This is a genomic window from Planctobacterium sp. AWM4_229, from assembly GCF_056160305.1.
The window spans coordinates 594,825-610,112 of the sequence record NZ_JBSWWX010000002.1 but is presented as its reverse complement, the minus strand read 5'-3'; the positions used below and the strand labels follow the sequence as shown (position 1 = coordinate 610,112).

The following is a 15,288-nucleotide window of genomic DNA, read 5'->3' as shown; positions in this document are numbered from 1 at the left end:
ACCTATATCAATAAATTAAAGTTAAGAATACTTATTCTACTGGTGTTAACCAGCCCCACTTATCTTCGGTTTTACCGTTAAACAAACCAAAGAATGCACTTTGTACTTTTTCCGTGATGGGGCCACGGCCACCGTTACCTACCGGAATGCCATCAACACTGCGCACCGGCGTAACTTCCGCTGCGGTACCGCACATTAATACTTCGTCTGCAAGGTATAGGGATTCGCGTGGAATATTTTCTTCGCGCACTTCATAGCCCATTTCACGTAATAGGGTCATAACGGTGTCGCGAGTGATACCAGGCAAGATAGCGGCAGTTTTTGGTGTGGTGGCTACAACACCATTGCGGATCACAAACAGGTTTTCACCTGCACCTTCACTCACGTAGCCATTTACATCTAAAGCGATACCTTCACCATAACCGTGACGGCGGGCTTCCATAGAAATCAGTTGTGAAGACATATAGTTACCACCGGCTTTCGCGCCAGTAGGCATGGTATTAGCGGCCAGACGGTTCCATGAAGATACGCCTGCATCAACACCGTTTTTCAGTGCTTCATCGCCCAGGTAAGCACCCCAAGGGAAAGCGGCAATAGCCAGGTCGGTTTCGGTGCCAAATGGTACTTGAAGACCCATGCCGATATCACCGTAGAAAGCGATAGGACGGATGTAAGCGGATTTCAGGTCGTTCTTTCTCAGAATGTCCAGTGTCGCCTGATTAATCTGTTCCTCGGTAAATGGGATAGTCATGCGGTAGACTTTGGCAGAATCAAATAAGCGACGTGTGTGCTCTTGCATGCGGAATACACAAGGACCTTTGTCCGGCGTATCATAAGCTCGCACACCTTCAAATACGGAAGAACCGTAGTGAATCGCGTGGGTAAGAACGTGAACAGTGGCTTTTTCCCAAGGGATGATTTCGCCATTGAACCAAATATGATCTGCAAGTTTTTTAGACATTGTTATTTCCTAGATTATGCCGTTGCCTGTAGTGGCAACTCATGTTGAATTGTTAATCGAGCCAGATCATACAACTTATTCAGTTGACTGGTTAGTATGTTAATGGATTGTTGGCCAGAAACTTTTAGCTGAACTGTCAACTTATCCTGTCCTTGCGGCTGCATTTGCAGCTCTTCCAGTTGAAATTGTCGATAACGCACCACCTGAAGGACACGCTCTAATGCAGCGGGCTGATTATTTAAATGCAGTTCAATTTGATATTGCATGGTGTTCCTCCATCATTTTGTGGTTAGCGGTGTTGGGTGGCACGATAGGCCACACATTTTCTTGTGAATTGAGCCGAACGTGCAACAGGCAAGGGGTCGGGTTGTTTAAAAACCAATCCAAAGATTTTTCTACTTCTGCAACTTTACTTAGCACTTGTGCCTGTAAGCCAAAGGCTTTGGCAACCAAGGAAAATTCTGGGTTATCAGATAAATCGGTTTCGCTGTAGCGTTCTTCATTGAACAGCTCTTGCCATTGCTTCACCATCCCTAGGCGCTGGTTGTCCATAATGAGTATTTTTACCGGGATTTGATAACGATTGAGGGTTGCCAGCTCCTGAATGTTCATCATAAAGGAACCATCACCGCATACGGCGACCACCTTGTGTTGTGGATTTTCCAGTTGCGCGCCGATTGCCGCCGGTAAGCCAAAGCCCATGGTACCCAGCCCGCCGCTAGTTAGATGACAAGCAGGGGAGGAGAACCGCATGTGTTGGGCTACCCACATTTGATGCTGGCCAACATCACAGCAAACAATATCCTTGTTGTTTAACTTATTACTCAGTTGGCGTAACAGCTTCGGTCCAGAAATATAGCTGTCTTGGGTACCAAATTCATAGCTTTTGGCGTGCTCCAGCATTTGCGAGCGACAGCGCTTTTGCCACTCGCCGATGTTTAAATCGCTATTCAGTTTCGCTACCACTTGTTTTAAGTCCGCTTGAATGGCGGCATCAGCCGTGCGGCGTTTTCCGATCTCTGCGGCATCGATATCAATGTGGATGAGTTTTGCATTGGGAGCAAATTCGTCTAATTTGCCTGTCGCTCTGTCGTCCAGTCTGGCCCCGGCAACAATTAACAGGTCGGCTTCTTGAACGGCGTAATTGGCAGGGGGCAAACCATGCATACCCAACATACCAAGATTTAAAAAGTAATCTTTATCGATGGTGCCCAAGCCCTTGAGGGTTGATACTACGGGTATACCAGAGCGCAGTGCAAATTCATTAAGCTCTTCTTCAGCCTTGGCCATCAACACACCACCGCCTACATATAACACTGGGTTCTTACTGCTTTTGAGTAGTTGATTGGCGACGGCAATTTCTTGAAAGTTATTGTTTTCTATAGTGTTAAAATGAGAACTTAAATTCTCATTTGGCCCGTCAGGGAAATGACAATGTTCGTCTGACAACTCAGCCGTTAAAACGTCTTTGGGAATATCCACTAATACAGGGCCAGGCCTGCCTTCACTTGTAAGTGCCCAAGCTTGCTGCAAAATATCCGGTAACTGAGTAATATTCTCAACGACAAAGCTGTGTTTAGTGATGCTCAGCGACAATCCCAATACATCCACTTCCTGAAAGGCATCACTGCCCATTGCGGTGGTAGGAACCTGACCGGTTAATACCAACAGTGGCACTGAATCCAGTTTGGCATCGGCAATGGCCGTTAACAGGTTGGTGGCGCCTGGACCTGAAGTGCCTAGACATACTGCCGTTTGATTGCTGCTACGGGCCTGACCAATAGCGGCGAATGCAGCACCCTGCTCATGCCGTGTTAGATAGTGCTCAATGCCAGATTCCAACATGGCATCATAAAGGGGCATGACTGCGCCACCGGGATAACCAAAGATCCGTTTGCAGTCTTGTTTTTCTAAAAACGCCAATGTGTATTGTGCACCATTCATAATGTTTTCTTTTTTCAGTGGCCTAAAACGAAAAAACCCCCGGACTTTCGTGCGGGGGTTTTGCTAAATTCGGTATTTTCAAAAACCTATAGCCGACCCCGCAGCGAGCTAATAATCACCACGACCACGACAATGAGGCTGTTAATAACAGTCTGCATTTTGCCTGGATTTAGGTTAAGAGTCGGGATCATTAGTCTTCTTTATTCGGGGATGCTTTGGCATCGGTTTTCGTCACTTTTTATACAACTACCACAGCTAAAGTTTTTATCGCAAGCTTTATTTTTAGATTTTTTACATTAGTCTGTGCACTAGCATTGTTAAAAGAGAGCGGAATGTGAGTACCTGGCTGTATTGGGTGGATCTTGCTGGGGTGGCAGTTTTTGCCATTTCTGGCACGTTAATGGCCTTTAGAAAAAGTATGGACGGCTTTGGGGTTGTGGTTCTGGCTGCCGTAACGGCGATAGGCGGTGGCACATTAAGGGATATGATCCTCAACGTGCCTGTTTATTGGCTTACCGATAAAAACTTTTTTATTGTGATCCTGGTGGCGGCATTGGGCACTATGGCTATGTTGCGCATCACTCACTGGTTTCCCATGCGTTATTTGTTGTTGGCAGACGCAATCGGTTTGGCGTTTTTTAACATGATGGGCTTACAAAAAGCCCTGGCTTATGGCACTACGCCTTTTGTGGCGGTCTTTTTGGGAGTTATGACAGGCGTGTTCGGGGGCCTGATCCGCGATGTGATCTGCCGTGAAATACCCCTGGTTCTGCGCGGCGAGCTGTATGCCATGACTTGTGTGGCTGGCGGCATCGTTTACATTTTGACCGAAACTTACCTGCATAACATGCACCTGGCGATGTTTCTCTGTGTCGCCACAACCCTGCTATTACGGGTCGCTGCTATTCACTGGCATTGGCATTTTTGGGTGTTTAAAGCCAGTGACCATCCCATGTTGCGCAATTCTGACGAGTAAACTTAAACAATCAAAAACTGTACTTTTTACAGCTTGTTTCAGTGGTTAGCTCACTTAAACTGGGTCATTGTTTCACCCGTAAAAGGAGTTACTTGTGGCATTGGCAATTGTAAAAACTCGTGCGGTGGTAGGCATTGAAGCCCCGTTAGTGACAGTGGAGGTGCATCTATCCAATGGTTTGCCAGGGTTTAATATCGTTGGATTACCTGAAGCTTCGGTGAGAGAAGCCAGAGACCGGGTGCGCAGTGCCTTGATCAACTCTCAATTTGAATTTCCTGCCAAAAAGATCACGGTTAATCTCGCTCCAGCCGATTTGCCTAAAGAGGGTGGCAGATTTGATTTGGCCATTGCCATTGGCATTGTTGCCGCTTCCGGGCTACAGCCGGAAATTCACTGTGATGATTATGAGTTTGTTGGAGAACTGGCGCTATCGGGAGAATTGCGGCCAGTGAGTGGCATCTTGCCGGTTTCGGTGGCGGCTCGCGATGCCCAGCGCAAGCTCATTATTCCGCAGGAAAATGGCAAAGAAGCCATGTTGGTTTCTGATGCGCAGGTGTATTCTGGTCGTAGTTTTTACGAGGTATACCAGCATTTAAGCGGGCAGGGCCCTTTATCGCAAATTGAGGCTTGTACAAATCAGCAGTATTCCGATGCACAGCTTGATATGTCTGAAGTAATAGGCCAGGAACAAGCTAAGCGAGCACTTACCATTGCTGCAGCAGGCCGACATAATATTGTGTTCTGCGGACCACCGGGAACCGGAAAAACCATGCTGGCTTCCAGGCTGGCGGGGTTATTGCCCGCCATGTCGGAGAGGGAGTCGTTGCAAACGGCCACGGTGAATTCCGTCGCCAACTTGCCGTTTAATCGGGATACCTGGCGGCAACGGCCTTTTCGGGCACCACATCACACCTCCTCGGCGGTGTCGTTGGTGGGGGGAGGTAGTAAACCTATGCCAGGTGAGATCAGCCTGGCCCATAATGGTGTATTGTTCCTGGATGAGTTAACGGAATTTCCCCGGAAAGTACTGGATGTACTGCGAGAACCTTTGGAAGCTGGTGAAATAACCATTTCCAGAGCGGCCCAAAAAGCGGTATTCCCGGCAAAATTTCAGCTGATTGCGGCGCTAAATCCCAGCCCGTCGGGAGATATTCATGATGGCAGGCACACTCCCGAGCAAATCATAAAATACCTTAACCGGGTATCGGGACCGTTTCTGGATCGCATTGATTTGCAGGTGGATGTGCCACGCATGTCCAGAGCTGAATTCAGTCGGGCAAGGACACATCAAAGCCAAACTACGGCTCAGCTGAAAGCCCAGGTAGAGCAGGCAAGGGCACGGCAACAAAATCGCGCGGGGAAGTTGAACGCCGAGCTATCCACTACTGAAGTGAAACAAACCTGTAGTTTACAGGAGGCGGATCAAAGCTTTTTAGATATGGCCATTGAAAAGCTGCAACTTTCCATCCGCACCTACCAACGTATTTTGAAAGTGGCGCGCACTATTGCCGACCTCTCTGAGTCAGAACAAATACAACGGCAACATCTGGCAGAGGCACTGGGTTATCGGGCTTTGGATCGCATTATTGCCAATTTATTACGTTAGAAAGCAGGCCTAAATTTGTTCAAAAAACGCCTTAATCACCGGCTCTGAGCGACGCTTTTCCAAACAACACAAGCCCAATCTATACGATTCTATATTATTGATTTCAATCATGTTTACTCTGTCTGCTATGGCAGAGTATTGCACTACTATTTCCGGCACAATCGCAATACCACAGCCCAGTGCTACCATACTCAAGATGGCCTCGTTACCTCCAACACTGGCATAGACTCTGGGCCGTATACCTTGCTCACTGAGCCAATGGTGCACTATGCGTTTTGAAGGGCCGGTATCAGGCAGAATCATCTGTTCTTCGCTCCAGACGATTTCGTTAACCTTGCGGGCCGAATGCTTTTTCGGCGTGATCATTACCAGTGATACCTGATCGAGGTGCTGGAAATACAAATCAACCGGGAAATTGGGTGTGTGGATGGCGATGGCTAAATCGGAGGTTTGTTCCATTACTCGCTGCACGGATTCGCCAGGGTTACCCGTGGCCAGCTTGATTTCAACTCTAGGGTGGCTGGAGCGAAAACCCTCCAGTAAAGGGGGCAAGTGACTAATACTGGCAGTTACCGTGCAAAACAAACTCAATTCACCTTGCAAGGCTTGCATTTGTTCGTTGATATCGCCCTGGAAAGCTTGCCATTGCTGGCTCATTTCCTCTGCAAATTGCAAAAAACGTTGTCCTGCAGGCGTCAGTCGAGCGGTTCGATTATCGCGCACTAATAAATTTGAACCCACCTCGTCTTCCAGTCTCTGAATAGTTCGCGAGAGTGTCGAGGGGCTGATATACATGGCTTCGGCGGTTTTCCCGAAGTGTAAGGATTGTGCCAGATGCTTGAAAATTTGCAGAGCGCGAAGGTCCATATTGAGAGTGTTGCAAAAAATGAAATGTGATGTTGCGAATATATCATTTTTCACAACGTGTAAAAAGTCGTATTGTTGCTCTCGGATTAATCGTCACAGATTATTAAGAGTTATGGGAAATTATTTTAATTCATTACCTTTGCGCAAACAGTTAGACCAGTTAGGTCGCTGTCGTTTCATGAGCCGTTCAGAATTTGCTGATGGTTGTGGATTTATGAAAGGTAAAAAAATCGTCATTGTAGGTTGTGGTGCTCAAGGTTTAAACCAAGGGCTAAACATGAGAGATTCTGGATTGGATGTGAGCTATGCGCTGCGCCAGTCCGCCATTGATGAAAAGCGTGCCTCGTTTGTACGCGCTTCTGAAAATGGTTTTACCGTTGGGACTTATCAAGACCTGATCCCGCATGCGGATTTGGTTTATAACCTGACGCCAGACAAACAACATGCCAGCGTGGTTGAAGCGGTAATGCCGCTGATGAAAGAAGGTGCTGCCCTGGGTTATTCCCACGGTTTTAACATCGTAGAGGAAGGCCAGCAGATTCGTCCTGATATCACGGTTGTCATGTGTGCACCTAAATGTCCGGGTACGGAAGTGCGCGAAGAATATAAGCGTGGCTTTGGTGTACCTACACTGATAGCAGTTCACCCGGAAAACGATCCCAAAGGTGAAGGCTGGGATATCGCTAAAGCGTTGGCTTCGGCTACAGGTGGTGATAGAGCGGGTGTGCTTGAGTCATCCTTTGTTGCGGAAGTGAAGTCTGACCTGATGGGTGAGCAAACTATTCTTTGTGGTATGCAACAAGCCGCAGCGATTCTTGGCTATGACAAGATGGTGGCTGAAGGTATTGACCCAGGATATGCAGGGGCGTTGGTACAATATGGTTTGGAAGCCATTACCGAAGCGTTAAAGATTGGCGGTGTGACTAACATGCTGGATCGCCTGTCCAATGCCGACAAGCTAAAAGCAATGGCATTGTCTGATGAGCTTAACACATTGCTGCGTCCATTATTTGAAAAGCACATGGACGACATCATGTGCGGCGAGTTTTCCAAAACCATGATGGAAGACTGGGCAAATGGCGATGCCAACTTGCTGAAGTGGCGCGAAGAAACCAATTCAACCGGCTTTGAACAGGCGCCTGAGTACGATGGCACCATCAATGAGCAAGAGTTTTTTGACAATGGCATCTTTATGGTGGCCATGATTAAAACCGGCGTTGAGTTAGCCTTCGATGTAATGGTAGAGGCGGGTATTTTGCCTGAGTCAGCTTACTATGAGTCTCTACACGAAACGCCATTGATTGCGAATACCATTGCCCGTAAACGTTTATACGAAATGAATGTGGTTATTTCGGATACTGCTGAGTATGGAAACTATCTGTTTGCGAATGTAGCTGTACCACTTCTGAGAGAGAAGTTGATGCCAGAAATTGGAACTGACCTGATAGGCAAAGGTTCTGGCGCATCTAACAGTGTTGATAACAAAGCGTTGGTTCAAGCTAACCACGCGTTGCGCAATCACCCTGTGGAAACCATTGGTACAGACTTACGCGGTTATATGACTGACATGAAAACCATTGTGGCAGCCAGTAACTAAGTTCCCAAACAGATTTGTCTCCCACGTTGACAATTTCTGTCGTTAGGTGCTTATTAAAAGCCCTTTTAGCCCGGTGATTTTCGCCGGGCTTTTTTTGTTGTAGGCTAGGCGCATTTCTCACAGATGCGATTTATTATGTTAGCCAATACACCACCCCCTCCTTATTACGCCGTTATCTTTTCCAACATTAAAAGTCCTGACACTGAAGGCTATTCAGAAATGGCCGACCGTATGGTGGAGCTGGCCGCTGAGCAGCCGGGATTTCTGGGTATTGAATCAGCATCATCTGAAATTGCTATCACGGTATCTTATTGGGAAAGTGAGCAAGCAATTGCTAACTGGAAACGCAACGCTGAGCATCAAACTGCAAGGAAGTTAGGAAAAGAAAAGTGGTATGCTGGATTTGAACTGCGAGTTGCCAAAGTAGAGCGTGCATACTCCTTTGGAACGACTGACACTAAATAGCGGCGATCTCCTACAAAACCTGTCCGCCTAAGGAGTTTGCTCAGCAAGTTTTTAATCGTAACCTTGATGCCCAATATAGTTTGCCCATTGGCACGGCATCAAGGACGCGATTATGCACATAACAAAGTTGACTTTATTTCTGGTGTTTTTTACTTGTTTGGCTAAAGCACAAGGTGAGAAGTCAGATTTGGTGGACGCCGTATTACATCAATCCAGTATTGAAATTTCTATCCTGAGTATGCCTTCTCAACTGGCCCAGCTTTCCGCTATGATGCCGCTCAATGGACAACATCAGCAGCAGCTAATGGAAGACCTGGTAGATGCCATCATGACCGACTTTAATGAAGTTGAGGTGCTGTCTTCCATAAAAGCGCATTTTATGATGAAGGGGGATAGCCAGAAATTGCAACAAACACTGCTGTGGCTGCAAAGTGGTTACGGCAAAGAGATAACCCAAATCGAAATCCTGGCGCAACAGCAAGATCCCGCGTTACTGCAACATTACGTAATGAACTTTTCTCAAGAGCAGATTAGTGCAGAAAGTCTGGCCACTTACAAAAAAATAGTGCGTGTTTCGCAGCTCAACGAAACCATGTTCAAAATGATGGAGTCATTTCTACCTGTCATGATGAAAGGTATGGCAGATATTGCCGAGGTTTCCGGTCATCCGCAGTCAAAGAGTTCAGATTATGTAGAGCAACAGATTGCCAGTCAGGTACAGATGATGCGAAATCAGTTTGGTCCCATGCTGGAAATGCAAATGGTTGCTACATTGAGTTATTTGTTTCGCGATGCGTCAGCACCGGCGCTGTTGGCTTACAATGACTTCTTAAGTTCGTCCGCTGGACAACATTATCTAAAGCTGAGCATGGAGTCGATGTTGCAATTTGGCCTGGATTGGCTGGAAAGCATTATGGCCAACCTGGTGCAGGTGATGGATTCACAAGCATTGGTCGTTCGCAATTAAGTACTTCCGATTGGCTGGCCAGAGCAATCCATTTTTACTAATAGCACCCTTATAGTTTAAGCTCCATAAACTGAGCGGTACCTGCCACTTCGTCTAATTGATAAAGTTTGAATCCAAAGTTTTCATAAGCAGCAATGGCCGCCGTATTATTGGATAGCACTTCCAATGTTACTTTACAGCAACCCAACTGCTCGGCTTTTTGTTTCGCCGCCTGCAGTAAAGCTTTACCAAAGCCCATACCACGATATTCAGGCAACACGGCTAAATCGTGAATATTCAACAGGGGCTTGCAGGCAAAGGTAGAAAAGCCTGTGAAACAGTTACACAAACCCACAGGTTTATTATCTGAGTAGAGAATAAAAGAATAAGCTCCAGCTGTTTTCGCCAGGGTTTCAGTCAGATTCTGCTGTACGTGGTTTGATAGCGGTTCGCCACCACCCATGGGATCCTTGGCGTAACTGTTTAGCAAGAATACCAGGTCTCGGCCTTGCTCTGGATTGTTGAAATCAACAGTGATTATTTTTTTGCTCATAGTAATTCGTAGTAATCGTTATTTTTTACTTGTTCAATTAAATGTTTGGTGCTAGTTTTATTGATGTTCACACCTGAACATCCTTGTTACTCACGTTATCTATCCGAGAATAAACGTAATAATTGACCCTTACAACAGCAACACGCCAGAGGCGTACTACATCAATTATAAAGATCCTTCCTTATGAACCTGACTGAACTTAAAAAGAAACCCATTAGTGAGCTAGTCTCTTTAGCCGAAGAGATGGGCATTGAGAATATGGCCCGAGCCCGCAAACAAGACATCATCTTTGCGATCCTTAAAACCCATGCCAAAAGTGGCGAGGATATCTTTGGCGACGGTGTTCTGGAAATTTTACAAGACGGTTTTGGCTTTCTCCGCTCTGCCGACTCTTCTTACCTTGCAGGGCCCGATGATATCTATGTATCCCCTAGCCAGATCCGCCGTTTTAACCTGCGTACAGGTGACACTATTTCTGGCAAGATCAGGCCACCAAAAGACAGCGAGCGCTATTTTGCTCTGTTGAAGATTAACCAGGTTAATTTTGATAAGCCAGAGAACTCTCGCAACAAGATTTTATTCGAAAACCTGACGCCATTGCACGCGTCTCAGCGTTTGCGCATGGAGCGCGGTAACGGTAGTACTGAAGATATCACAGCCCGCGTATTGGACCTGGCCTCGCCTATCGGTAATGGCCAACGTGGTTTGATTGTTGCTCCGCCCAAGGCTGGTAAAACCTTGTTGCTGCAAAATATCGCACAATCTATTGCCGCTAATCACCCCGACTGCCAGTTAATGGTATTGCTGATTGACGAACGTCCAGAAGAAGTGACAGAAATGCAGCGTTTGGTGCAAGGTGAAGTGGTAGCCTCTACCTTTGATGAGCCTGCCAGTCGTCACGTACAGGTAGCTGAAATGGTTATCGAGAAAGCTAAGCGTTTGGTTGAGCATAAAAAAGACGTGGTGATCTTGCTAGATTCCATCACGCGACTTGCACGTGCCTACAACACAGTTATCCCCAGTTCAGGTAAAGTACTTACTGGTGGTGTTGACGCCAATGCATTGCACAAGCCTAAGCGCTTCTTTGGTGCTGCGCGTAATGTTGAAGAGGGTGGTAGTTTAACTATCATCGCTACGGCGCTAATCGATACCGGCTCTAAAATGGATGAAGTTATCTACGAAGAGTTTAAAGGTACCGGTAATATGGAATTACACCTTAACCGTAAGATTGCGGAAAAACGCGTATTCCCGGCTATTGACTTTAATCGCTCAGGTACGCGTCGAGAGGAGTTATTAACTTCTCAAGACGAACTACAGAAAATGTGGATCCTGAGAAAGATCGTTCACGAAATGTCAGAAATCGATGCTATGGAATTCTTAATTGGCAAGTTGGCCATGACGAAAACCAACGATGAGTTCTTTGACGCCATGAAACGTCAAAAAAGCTAAATTGATTCGGTATTAAAAAGGGCGCTGATAAAGCGCCTTTTTTATAGGTATCCGATTTTTGTTTAATTCGCAGGTTGTTGAATCGACTCCAATAGCTTGTCTTCCAGTTCAAAACGCAATTCCAGGGTTTCGCCTAATTGCGTCAGGTTTTTTACAAAGCCAGACATATCTTGCTCTTCACCGGGTTCGGCATAGCTGTCATTGAAAGACAACGCCGTATCGGTAGTCGCTTTAATTTGTTCCGCAATTTCTTCAATCTGATTTTGGTCTTTGCCATTTTGGCTGCACTCGTCCAGAATTTTGTCGTACAACTCAAAATGACCCGTTGAAGCGTAATCCATCAGGGTTTCACAGAACTGTTCGATTTCCTGGTTGCTTGGTAACGCGTTATTACTGTTTTCGAAAGGGGGTAAACCCGCTAATTGGCAGTATTGCACCAATAGTGTTTTGCGCTCTTCTAACCAAGTATCGATCAACTTGTGAATGCCGCCCCATCTTTGTTCTGCTTGTTCAATTCGGGTTAACATGATTATCGCCTTATGCGTTATGATAAATGCAGCAAATCGGACCAACAGGCTGTCACTTGCTTTGCACCCACCAGGGTTGTCAGTTCAGTATAACAAAATCCTCTGTGTCCAAAAGGTTTGATTATTACCAAAGTCGTTGTCTGATCATTTTAAATGACGATTTAGATTAATAAGGAGTGAGATTTGATCCAGCAAAATCCCGAATTTGAACATGCAAATGATGCGTGGTGGATAGTGGTGAGTGGCGACAAAATTCTGCAGCACCGCGATTCGCCGGGTTTGTTCCGCGGTGGCTGGCAACAGATGACAGATTTCCATGCCTGGCGTGAAGACATTATTCAGGTGGGCGAAGTGGATTCCAGGCCTTGTTATGTATTAGATATGGATGCTCAGCATGTTGCCCAAGAAGCTTATGAAGGTATTAGTCTGCGCGCTATGCTCATGCAACTTCAGGCCGAATTGTTTTATGTGGTATCACGGGCCTGGCAGGTAGCGCTATTTTTGCGTACGCACCGCTTTTGTGGCCGCTGTGGTGATCGCATGGCGCGTGTGGAATGGGAGTTGGCAACCCAATGTCACACCTGCAAACATCGCTGCTATCCGCGAATCTCGCCTTGCATTATAGTTGCAATTCGCAAAGGTGCACAAATACTGCTGGCACAAGGCCGACACCACAAAAACAATATGTACTCGACCCTTGCTGGTTTTGTAGAAAGCGGTGAAACTCTGGAGCAAGCAGTGCATCGTGAGGTTTTTGAAGAAGTTGGGGTAAAAATTAAAAACCTGAGTTATTTCGCCAGCCAACCCTGGCCTTTTCCTCATTCTTTGATGTGTGGTTTTCTTGCTGAATACGACAGTGGCGAGATAACCGTCGACGATGACGAAATAATAGAAGCACAATTCTTTAACTTTGATGCTTTGCCTAACATCCCGCCCACATTCTCTATTGCAGGACAGTTAATTGAAGCAACTCGGGAGCTGGTAAGCGACAGATAATGCCGGGATCTGGAAATAAAAAAGCCCTTTCTGACGAAAGGGCTCTAATTTCTGTTAGCGTCTTGGTCCTGTTTATCAGGCTTCTTAATTGTTTGGAAGTCGTTAACTGATTCAAGTTATAGCAGATAATTAAAAAGAATGACAAGTTTTTTTGTACAAAAAATTTACAATTATTGAAAATTTCCCTCTCTGGCTCGGTTTTTGTGTAGAATAGCGCGGTTTTCATTTCTCGGTATTTTCCCACGGCGTAAGGTGTTATGACTCAACAAAGCAATCAAAAACCACTTAAGAATGATCGTTATCTCAAAGCATTACTTAGACAGCCTGTTGATGTCACTCCCGTTTGGATGATGCGTCAGGCGGGTCGTTATTTGCCTGAGTACAAAGCCACCAGAGCGCAAGCAGGCGATTTTATGGCGCTGTGTAAAAACACTGAGCTTGCTTGTGAAGTGACATTGCAGCCATTGCGACGCTATCCATTGGATGCCGCTATCTTGTTTTCTGACATTCTTACTATTCCTGACGCCATGGGATTGGGCTTGTACTTTGAAACTGGCGAAGGCCCTAAATTTGAGCGGCCACTCAGCTCTATGGCGGATGTCGAGAAGTTGGCCATTCCCGATCCTGAATTGGAATTAGGTTATGTGATGGATGCCGTAAGAGCCATTCGTCAGGCGTTGGCGGGAGAGGTACCTTTGATTGGTTTCTCCGGAAGCCCATGGACGTTAGCCACTTACATGGTTGAAGGCGGCAGCACTAAAACCTTTGGTAAAATTAAAAAAATGGCCTTTTCAGATCCAGCAGCGTTGCACTTGTTGTTAGATAAACTGGCCGACTCGGTGATTCTATATCTCAACGCTCAGGTAAAAGCGGGTGCCCAGTCTCTCATGGTATTTGATACCTGGGGCGGCGTACTTTCTCCATCGGCTTACAAAGAATTTTCTTTGCGTTACATGGAAAAAATCGTGGCTGGTTTAATTCGTGAAAACGAAGGACGCAAAGTGCCTGTAACCCTGTTTACCAAAAATGGTGGCCAGTGGTTAGAAGCGATCGCAGCTACGGGGTGTGATGCAGTTGGCCTGGATTGGACCACGGATATAGCCGATGCTAAGGCTCGCGTTGGAGACAAAGTGGCGATTCAAGGCAATATGGATCCTTGCATGTTACACGCCCCGGCAGAGCGCATCAGACACGAAGTTGCCACTATTCTGGCTGGCTTTGGCGAAGGGACTGGTCATGTGTTTAATCTGGGGCACGGTATTCACCCTGATATTGATCCGGAGAAAGCAGGAGTATTTATTAACTCAGTGCATGAACTGAGTGCGCAATACCACAAATAACTGAGGTGTCAGGCAGGAATGTCTGGCAAGAAAGCGCAAAAAATAAAAAGGGGCTACGGCCAGCCCCCGATCAAACGATGATCTATATTGTGGGTTTAGTCGCGCTGCAAATACAATTGGACTTGCGTCGCGTTAAATCCACATAGCCCAGCATAATCTACCTCGCAGTTAAGCTCTATTTCCTTATTGTTTCTGACATTTCACCAATTAATTCCAGTGATCGCTACAAGTTGGTGAAAAATAATCCTTACAATTCAATAGATAAAGAATCTTTGCTTGTTCATAGCAACCTATACTATGCTTTAGATTATTTCTAATTGGTTTCCATTAGTACCTTTTTTCCTGATGGGTATATGCAACGAGTGAGAGTTAATGTCCAGCATACTGTTAGTTGAGGACGACAAGGATATGAGCAGTCTGGTGGAAGAGTTTCTGACGGATAGCGGATTTAATGTCACCGCAGTCGAAACTGCCAAAGACTGTTTTACCCGGATCGCGAATGCTCATTTTGATATCGTTTTACTGGATCTGACTTTGCCTGATGAAGATGGCTTGGTGATCCTGCGCAAATTAGTCAAAAGAACGGTCACTCCCATCGTTATCATTTCAGGTCGTAAAACAGACGATGACAAAGTCGCAGGCTTGGAACTGGGGGCCAAAGATTATTTAGGTAAGCCTTTCTCATTAAAAGAGTTATTGATACGGGTTAAAAATGTACTTGGTTTGCCGCTTGCCAAAGATAAACAAGACTCGGAGTTTTTGTTTCACAATTTTGTTCTAAGCCAAAAAAGTCGGTCACTGTTTGATATCGCAGGCAACCGTATCGAGTTAACGCAGCACGAGTTCAAAGTACTATCCACCTTGGCCCAGCGTAAAGATGAGGTGGTTCCTCGGGAAGAAATCGTCGAATTGGTATCGGATTTAGATATCCCGGAGAATAATCGCGCTGTTGACATCAGCATCAGTCGATTGCGCAAAAAACTCAATGACAATCGCAAACCTTTCAAAATTATTCAGACCATACGCGGTGAGGGCTACTTGTTAAGTACTTGAGGGGCACA

At 46.1% G+C, this 15,288-nt stretch carries 15 protein-coding genes; 9 read left to right on the top strand and 6 right to left on the bottom strand.

Annotated elements, in window-relative coordinates; genetic code table 11:
* Nucleotides 1–31: 31 nt before the first annotated feature.
* The 3 genes from ACXAGP_RS05670 to ilvG are packed head-to-tail and all read right to left on the bottom strand — an operon-like array spanning nucleotide 32 to nucleotide 2,905.
* Complete coding sequence (locus tag ACXAGP_RS05670; RefSeq protein WP_475260093.1) at nucleotides 32–961, bottom strand: branched-chain amino acid transaminase; 930 nt, start codon at nucleotides 959–961, stop codon at nucleotides 32–34.
* A gap of 14 nt (nucleotides 962–975) precedes the next feature.
* Nucleotides 976–1,227, bottom strand: a complete 252-nt coding sequence (gene ilvM, locus ACXAGP_RS05665) for an acetolactate synthase 2 small subunit (protein WP_475260092.1) — start codon at nucleotides 1,225–1,227, stop codon at nucleotides 976–978.
* Nucleotides 1,211–2,905: an acetolactate synthase 2 catalytic subunit gene (ilvG, locus tag ACXAGP_RS05660; protein WP_475260090.1), complete on the bottom strand. Its 1,695-nt coding sequence runs from the start codon at nucleotides 2,903–2,905 to the stop codon at nucleotides 1,211–1,213. Before ilvG ends, ilvM begins: the two co-directional genes overlap by 17 nt.
* 334 nt (nucleotides 2,906–3,239) lie before the next feature.
* Here ilvG and ACXAGP_RS05655 point away from each other — a divergent pair, with 334 nt between their 5' ends.
* Together ACXAGP_RS05655 and ACXAGP_RS05650 are read left to right on the top strand one after the other, a co-directional pair.
* The gene (locus ACXAGP_RS05655) at nucleotides 3,240–3,881 is read left to right on the top strand and encodes a trimeric intracellular cation channel family protein (RefSeq protein WP_475260088.1); all 642 of its coding nucleotides are present in this window, start codon (nucleotides 3,240–3,242) and stop codon (nucleotides 3,879–3,881) included.
* Between the two features lie 94 nt (nucleotides 3,882–3,975).
* Nucleotides 3,976–5,487 (top strand): YifB family Mg chelatase-like AAA ATPase, encoded by a 1,512-nt coding sequence (locus ACXAGP_RS05650; protein WP_475260086.1) that lies wholly within the window; start codon nucleotides 3,976–3,978, stop codon nucleotides 5,485–5,487.
* Nucleotides 5,488–5,496: 9 nt separating this feature from the next.
* Here ACXAGP_RS05650 and ilvY read toward each other — a convergent pair whose 3' ends face one another.
* On the bottom strand, nucleotides 5,497–6,354 hold the full coding sequence (ilvY, locus tag ACXAGP_RS05645; RefSeq protein WP_475260085.1) for an HTH-type transcriptional activator IlvY: 858 nt from the start codon (nucleotides 6,352–6,354) through the stop codon (nucleotides 5,497–5,499).
* A gap of 112 nt (nucleotides 6,355–6,466) precedes the next feature.
* On the opposite strand from ilvY, the gene ilvC reads away from it, so the two are divergent.
* From ilvC to ACXAGP_RS05630, 3 genes are all read left to right on the top strand, one after another.
* Nucleotides 6,467–7,951, top strand: a complete 1,485-nt coding sequence (gene ilvC, locus ACXAGP_RS05640) for a ketol-acid reductoisomerase (RefSeq protein WP_475260084.1) — start codon at nucleotides 6,467–6,469, stop codon at nucleotides 7,949–7,951.
* Between the two features lie 123 nt (nucleotides 7,952–8,074).
* Nucleotides 8,075–8,416 carry an antibiotic biosynthesis monooxygenase family protein gene (locus ACXAGP_RS05635; RefSeq protein ID WP_475260083.1) on the top strand — a complete coding sequence of 114 codons (342 nt, stop codon included), beginning with the start codon at nucleotides 8,075–8,077 and terminating at the stop codon, nucleotides 8,414–8,416.
* A gap of 112 nt (nucleotides 8,417–8,528) precedes the next feature.
* On the top strand, nucleotides 8,529–9,383 hold the full coding sequence (locus ACXAGP_RS05630) for a hypothetical protein (protein WP_475260082.1): 855 nt from the start codon (nucleotides 8,529–8,531) through the stop codon (nucleotides 9,381–9,383).
* A 49-nt stretch (nucleotides 9,384–9,432) separates the two neighbouring features.
* Here ACXAGP_RS05630 and ACXAGP_RS05625 read toward each other — a convergent pair whose 3' ends face one another.
* A complete protein-coding gene (locus ACXAGP_RS05625) occupies nucleotides 9,433–9,915 on the bottom strand; it encodes a GNAT family N-acetyltransferase (RefSeq protein WP_475260080.1) in 483 nt (160 codons plus the stop codon).
* Between the two features lie 183 nt (nucleotides 9,916–10,098).
* On the opposite strand from ACXAGP_RS05625, the gene rho reads away from it, so the two are divergent.
* Entirely contained in the window at nucleotides 10,099–11,364 is a 1,266-nt protein-coding gene (gene rho, locus ACXAGP_RS05620; protein WP_475260079.1) for a transcription termination factor Rho, read from the top strand.
* A gap of 62 nt (nucleotides 11,365–11,426) precedes the next feature.
* On the opposite strand, the gene rsd is transcribed toward rho, so the two are convergent.
* Nucleotides 11,427–11,891, bottom strand: a complete 465-nt coding sequence (gene rsd / locus ACXAGP_RS05615; RefSeq protein WP_475260077.1) for a sigma D regulator — start codon at nucleotides 11,889–11,891, stop codon at nucleotides 11,427–11,429.
* A 183-nt stretch (nucleotides 11,892–12,074) separates the two neighbouring features.
* Between rsd and nudC the strand changes: the two genes are divergently transcribed.
* From nudC to ACXAGP_RS05600, 3 genes are all read left to right on the top strand, one after another.
* Complete coding sequence (gene nudC / locus ACXAGP_RS05610; protein WP_475260075.1) at nucleotides 12,075–12,887, top strand: NAD(+) diphosphatase; 813 nt, start codon at nucleotides 12,075–12,077, stop codon at nucleotides 12,885–12,887.
* Between the two features lie 257 nt (nucleotides 12,888–13,144).
* Nucleotides 13,145–14,227: a uroporphyrinogen decarboxylase gene (gene hemE, locus ACXAGP_RS05605; protein WP_475260073.1), complete on the top strand. Its 1,083-nt coding sequence runs from the start codon at nucleotides 13,145–13,147 to the stop codon at nucleotides 14,225–14,227.
* A 372-nt stretch (nucleotides 14,228–14,599) separates the two neighbouring features.
* Nucleotides 14,600–15,280 (top strand): response regulator transcription factor, encoded by a 681-nt coding sequence (locus ACXAGP_RS05600; RefSeq protein WP_475260072.1) that lies wholly within the window; start codon nucleotides 14,600–14,602, stop codon nucleotides 15,278–15,280.
* Nucleotides 15,281–15,288: the final 8 nt, after the last annotated feature.

Coding starts and splice junctions, on each gene's coding strand:
- hemE (WP_475260073.1), top strand. CDS start 13,145: ATGACTCAACAAAGCAATCAAAAACCACTTAAGAATGATCGTTATCTC.
- ACXAGP_RS05630 (WP_475260082.1), top strand. CDS start 8,529: ATGCACATAACAAAGTTGACTTTATTTCTGGTGTTTTTTACTTGTTTG.
- rho (WP_475260079.1), top strand. CDS start 10,099: ATGAACCTGACTGAACTTAAAAAGAAACCCATTAGTGAGCTAGTCTCT.
- ilvC (WP_475260084.1), top strand. CDS start 6,467: ATGGGAAATTATTTTAATTCATTACCTTTGCGCAAACAGTTAGACCAG.
- ACXAGP_RS05600 (WP_475260072.1), top strand. CDS start 14,600: ATGTCCAGCATACTGTTAGTTGAGGACGACAAGGATATGAGCAGTCTG.
- rsd (WP_475260077.1), bottom strand. CDS start 11,891: ATGTTAACCCGAATTGAACAAGCAGAACAAAGATGGGGCGGCATTCAC.
- ACXAGP_RS05670 (WP_475260093.1), bottom strand. CDS start 961: ATGTCTAAAAAACTTGCAGATCATATTTGGTTCAATGGCGAAATCATC.
- ilvY (WP_475260085.1), bottom strand. CDS start 6,354: ATGGACCTTCGCGCTCTGCAAATTTTCAAGCATCTGGCACAATCCTTA.
- ACXAGP_RS05625 (WP_475260080.1), bottom strand. CDS start 9,915: ATGAGCAAAAAAATAATCACTGTTGATTTCAACAATCCAGAGCAAGGC.
- ilvG (WP_475260090.1), bottom strand. CDS start 2,905: ATGAATGGTGCACAATACACATTGGCGTTTTTAGAAAAACAAGACTGC.
- ilvM (WP_475260092.1), bottom strand. CDS start 1,227: ATGCAATATCAAATTGAACTGCATTTAAATAATCAGCCCGCTGCATTA.
- ACXAGP_RS05635 (WP_475260083.1), top strand. CDS start 8,075: ATGCGATTTATTATGTTAGCCAATACACCACCCCCTCCTTATTACGCC.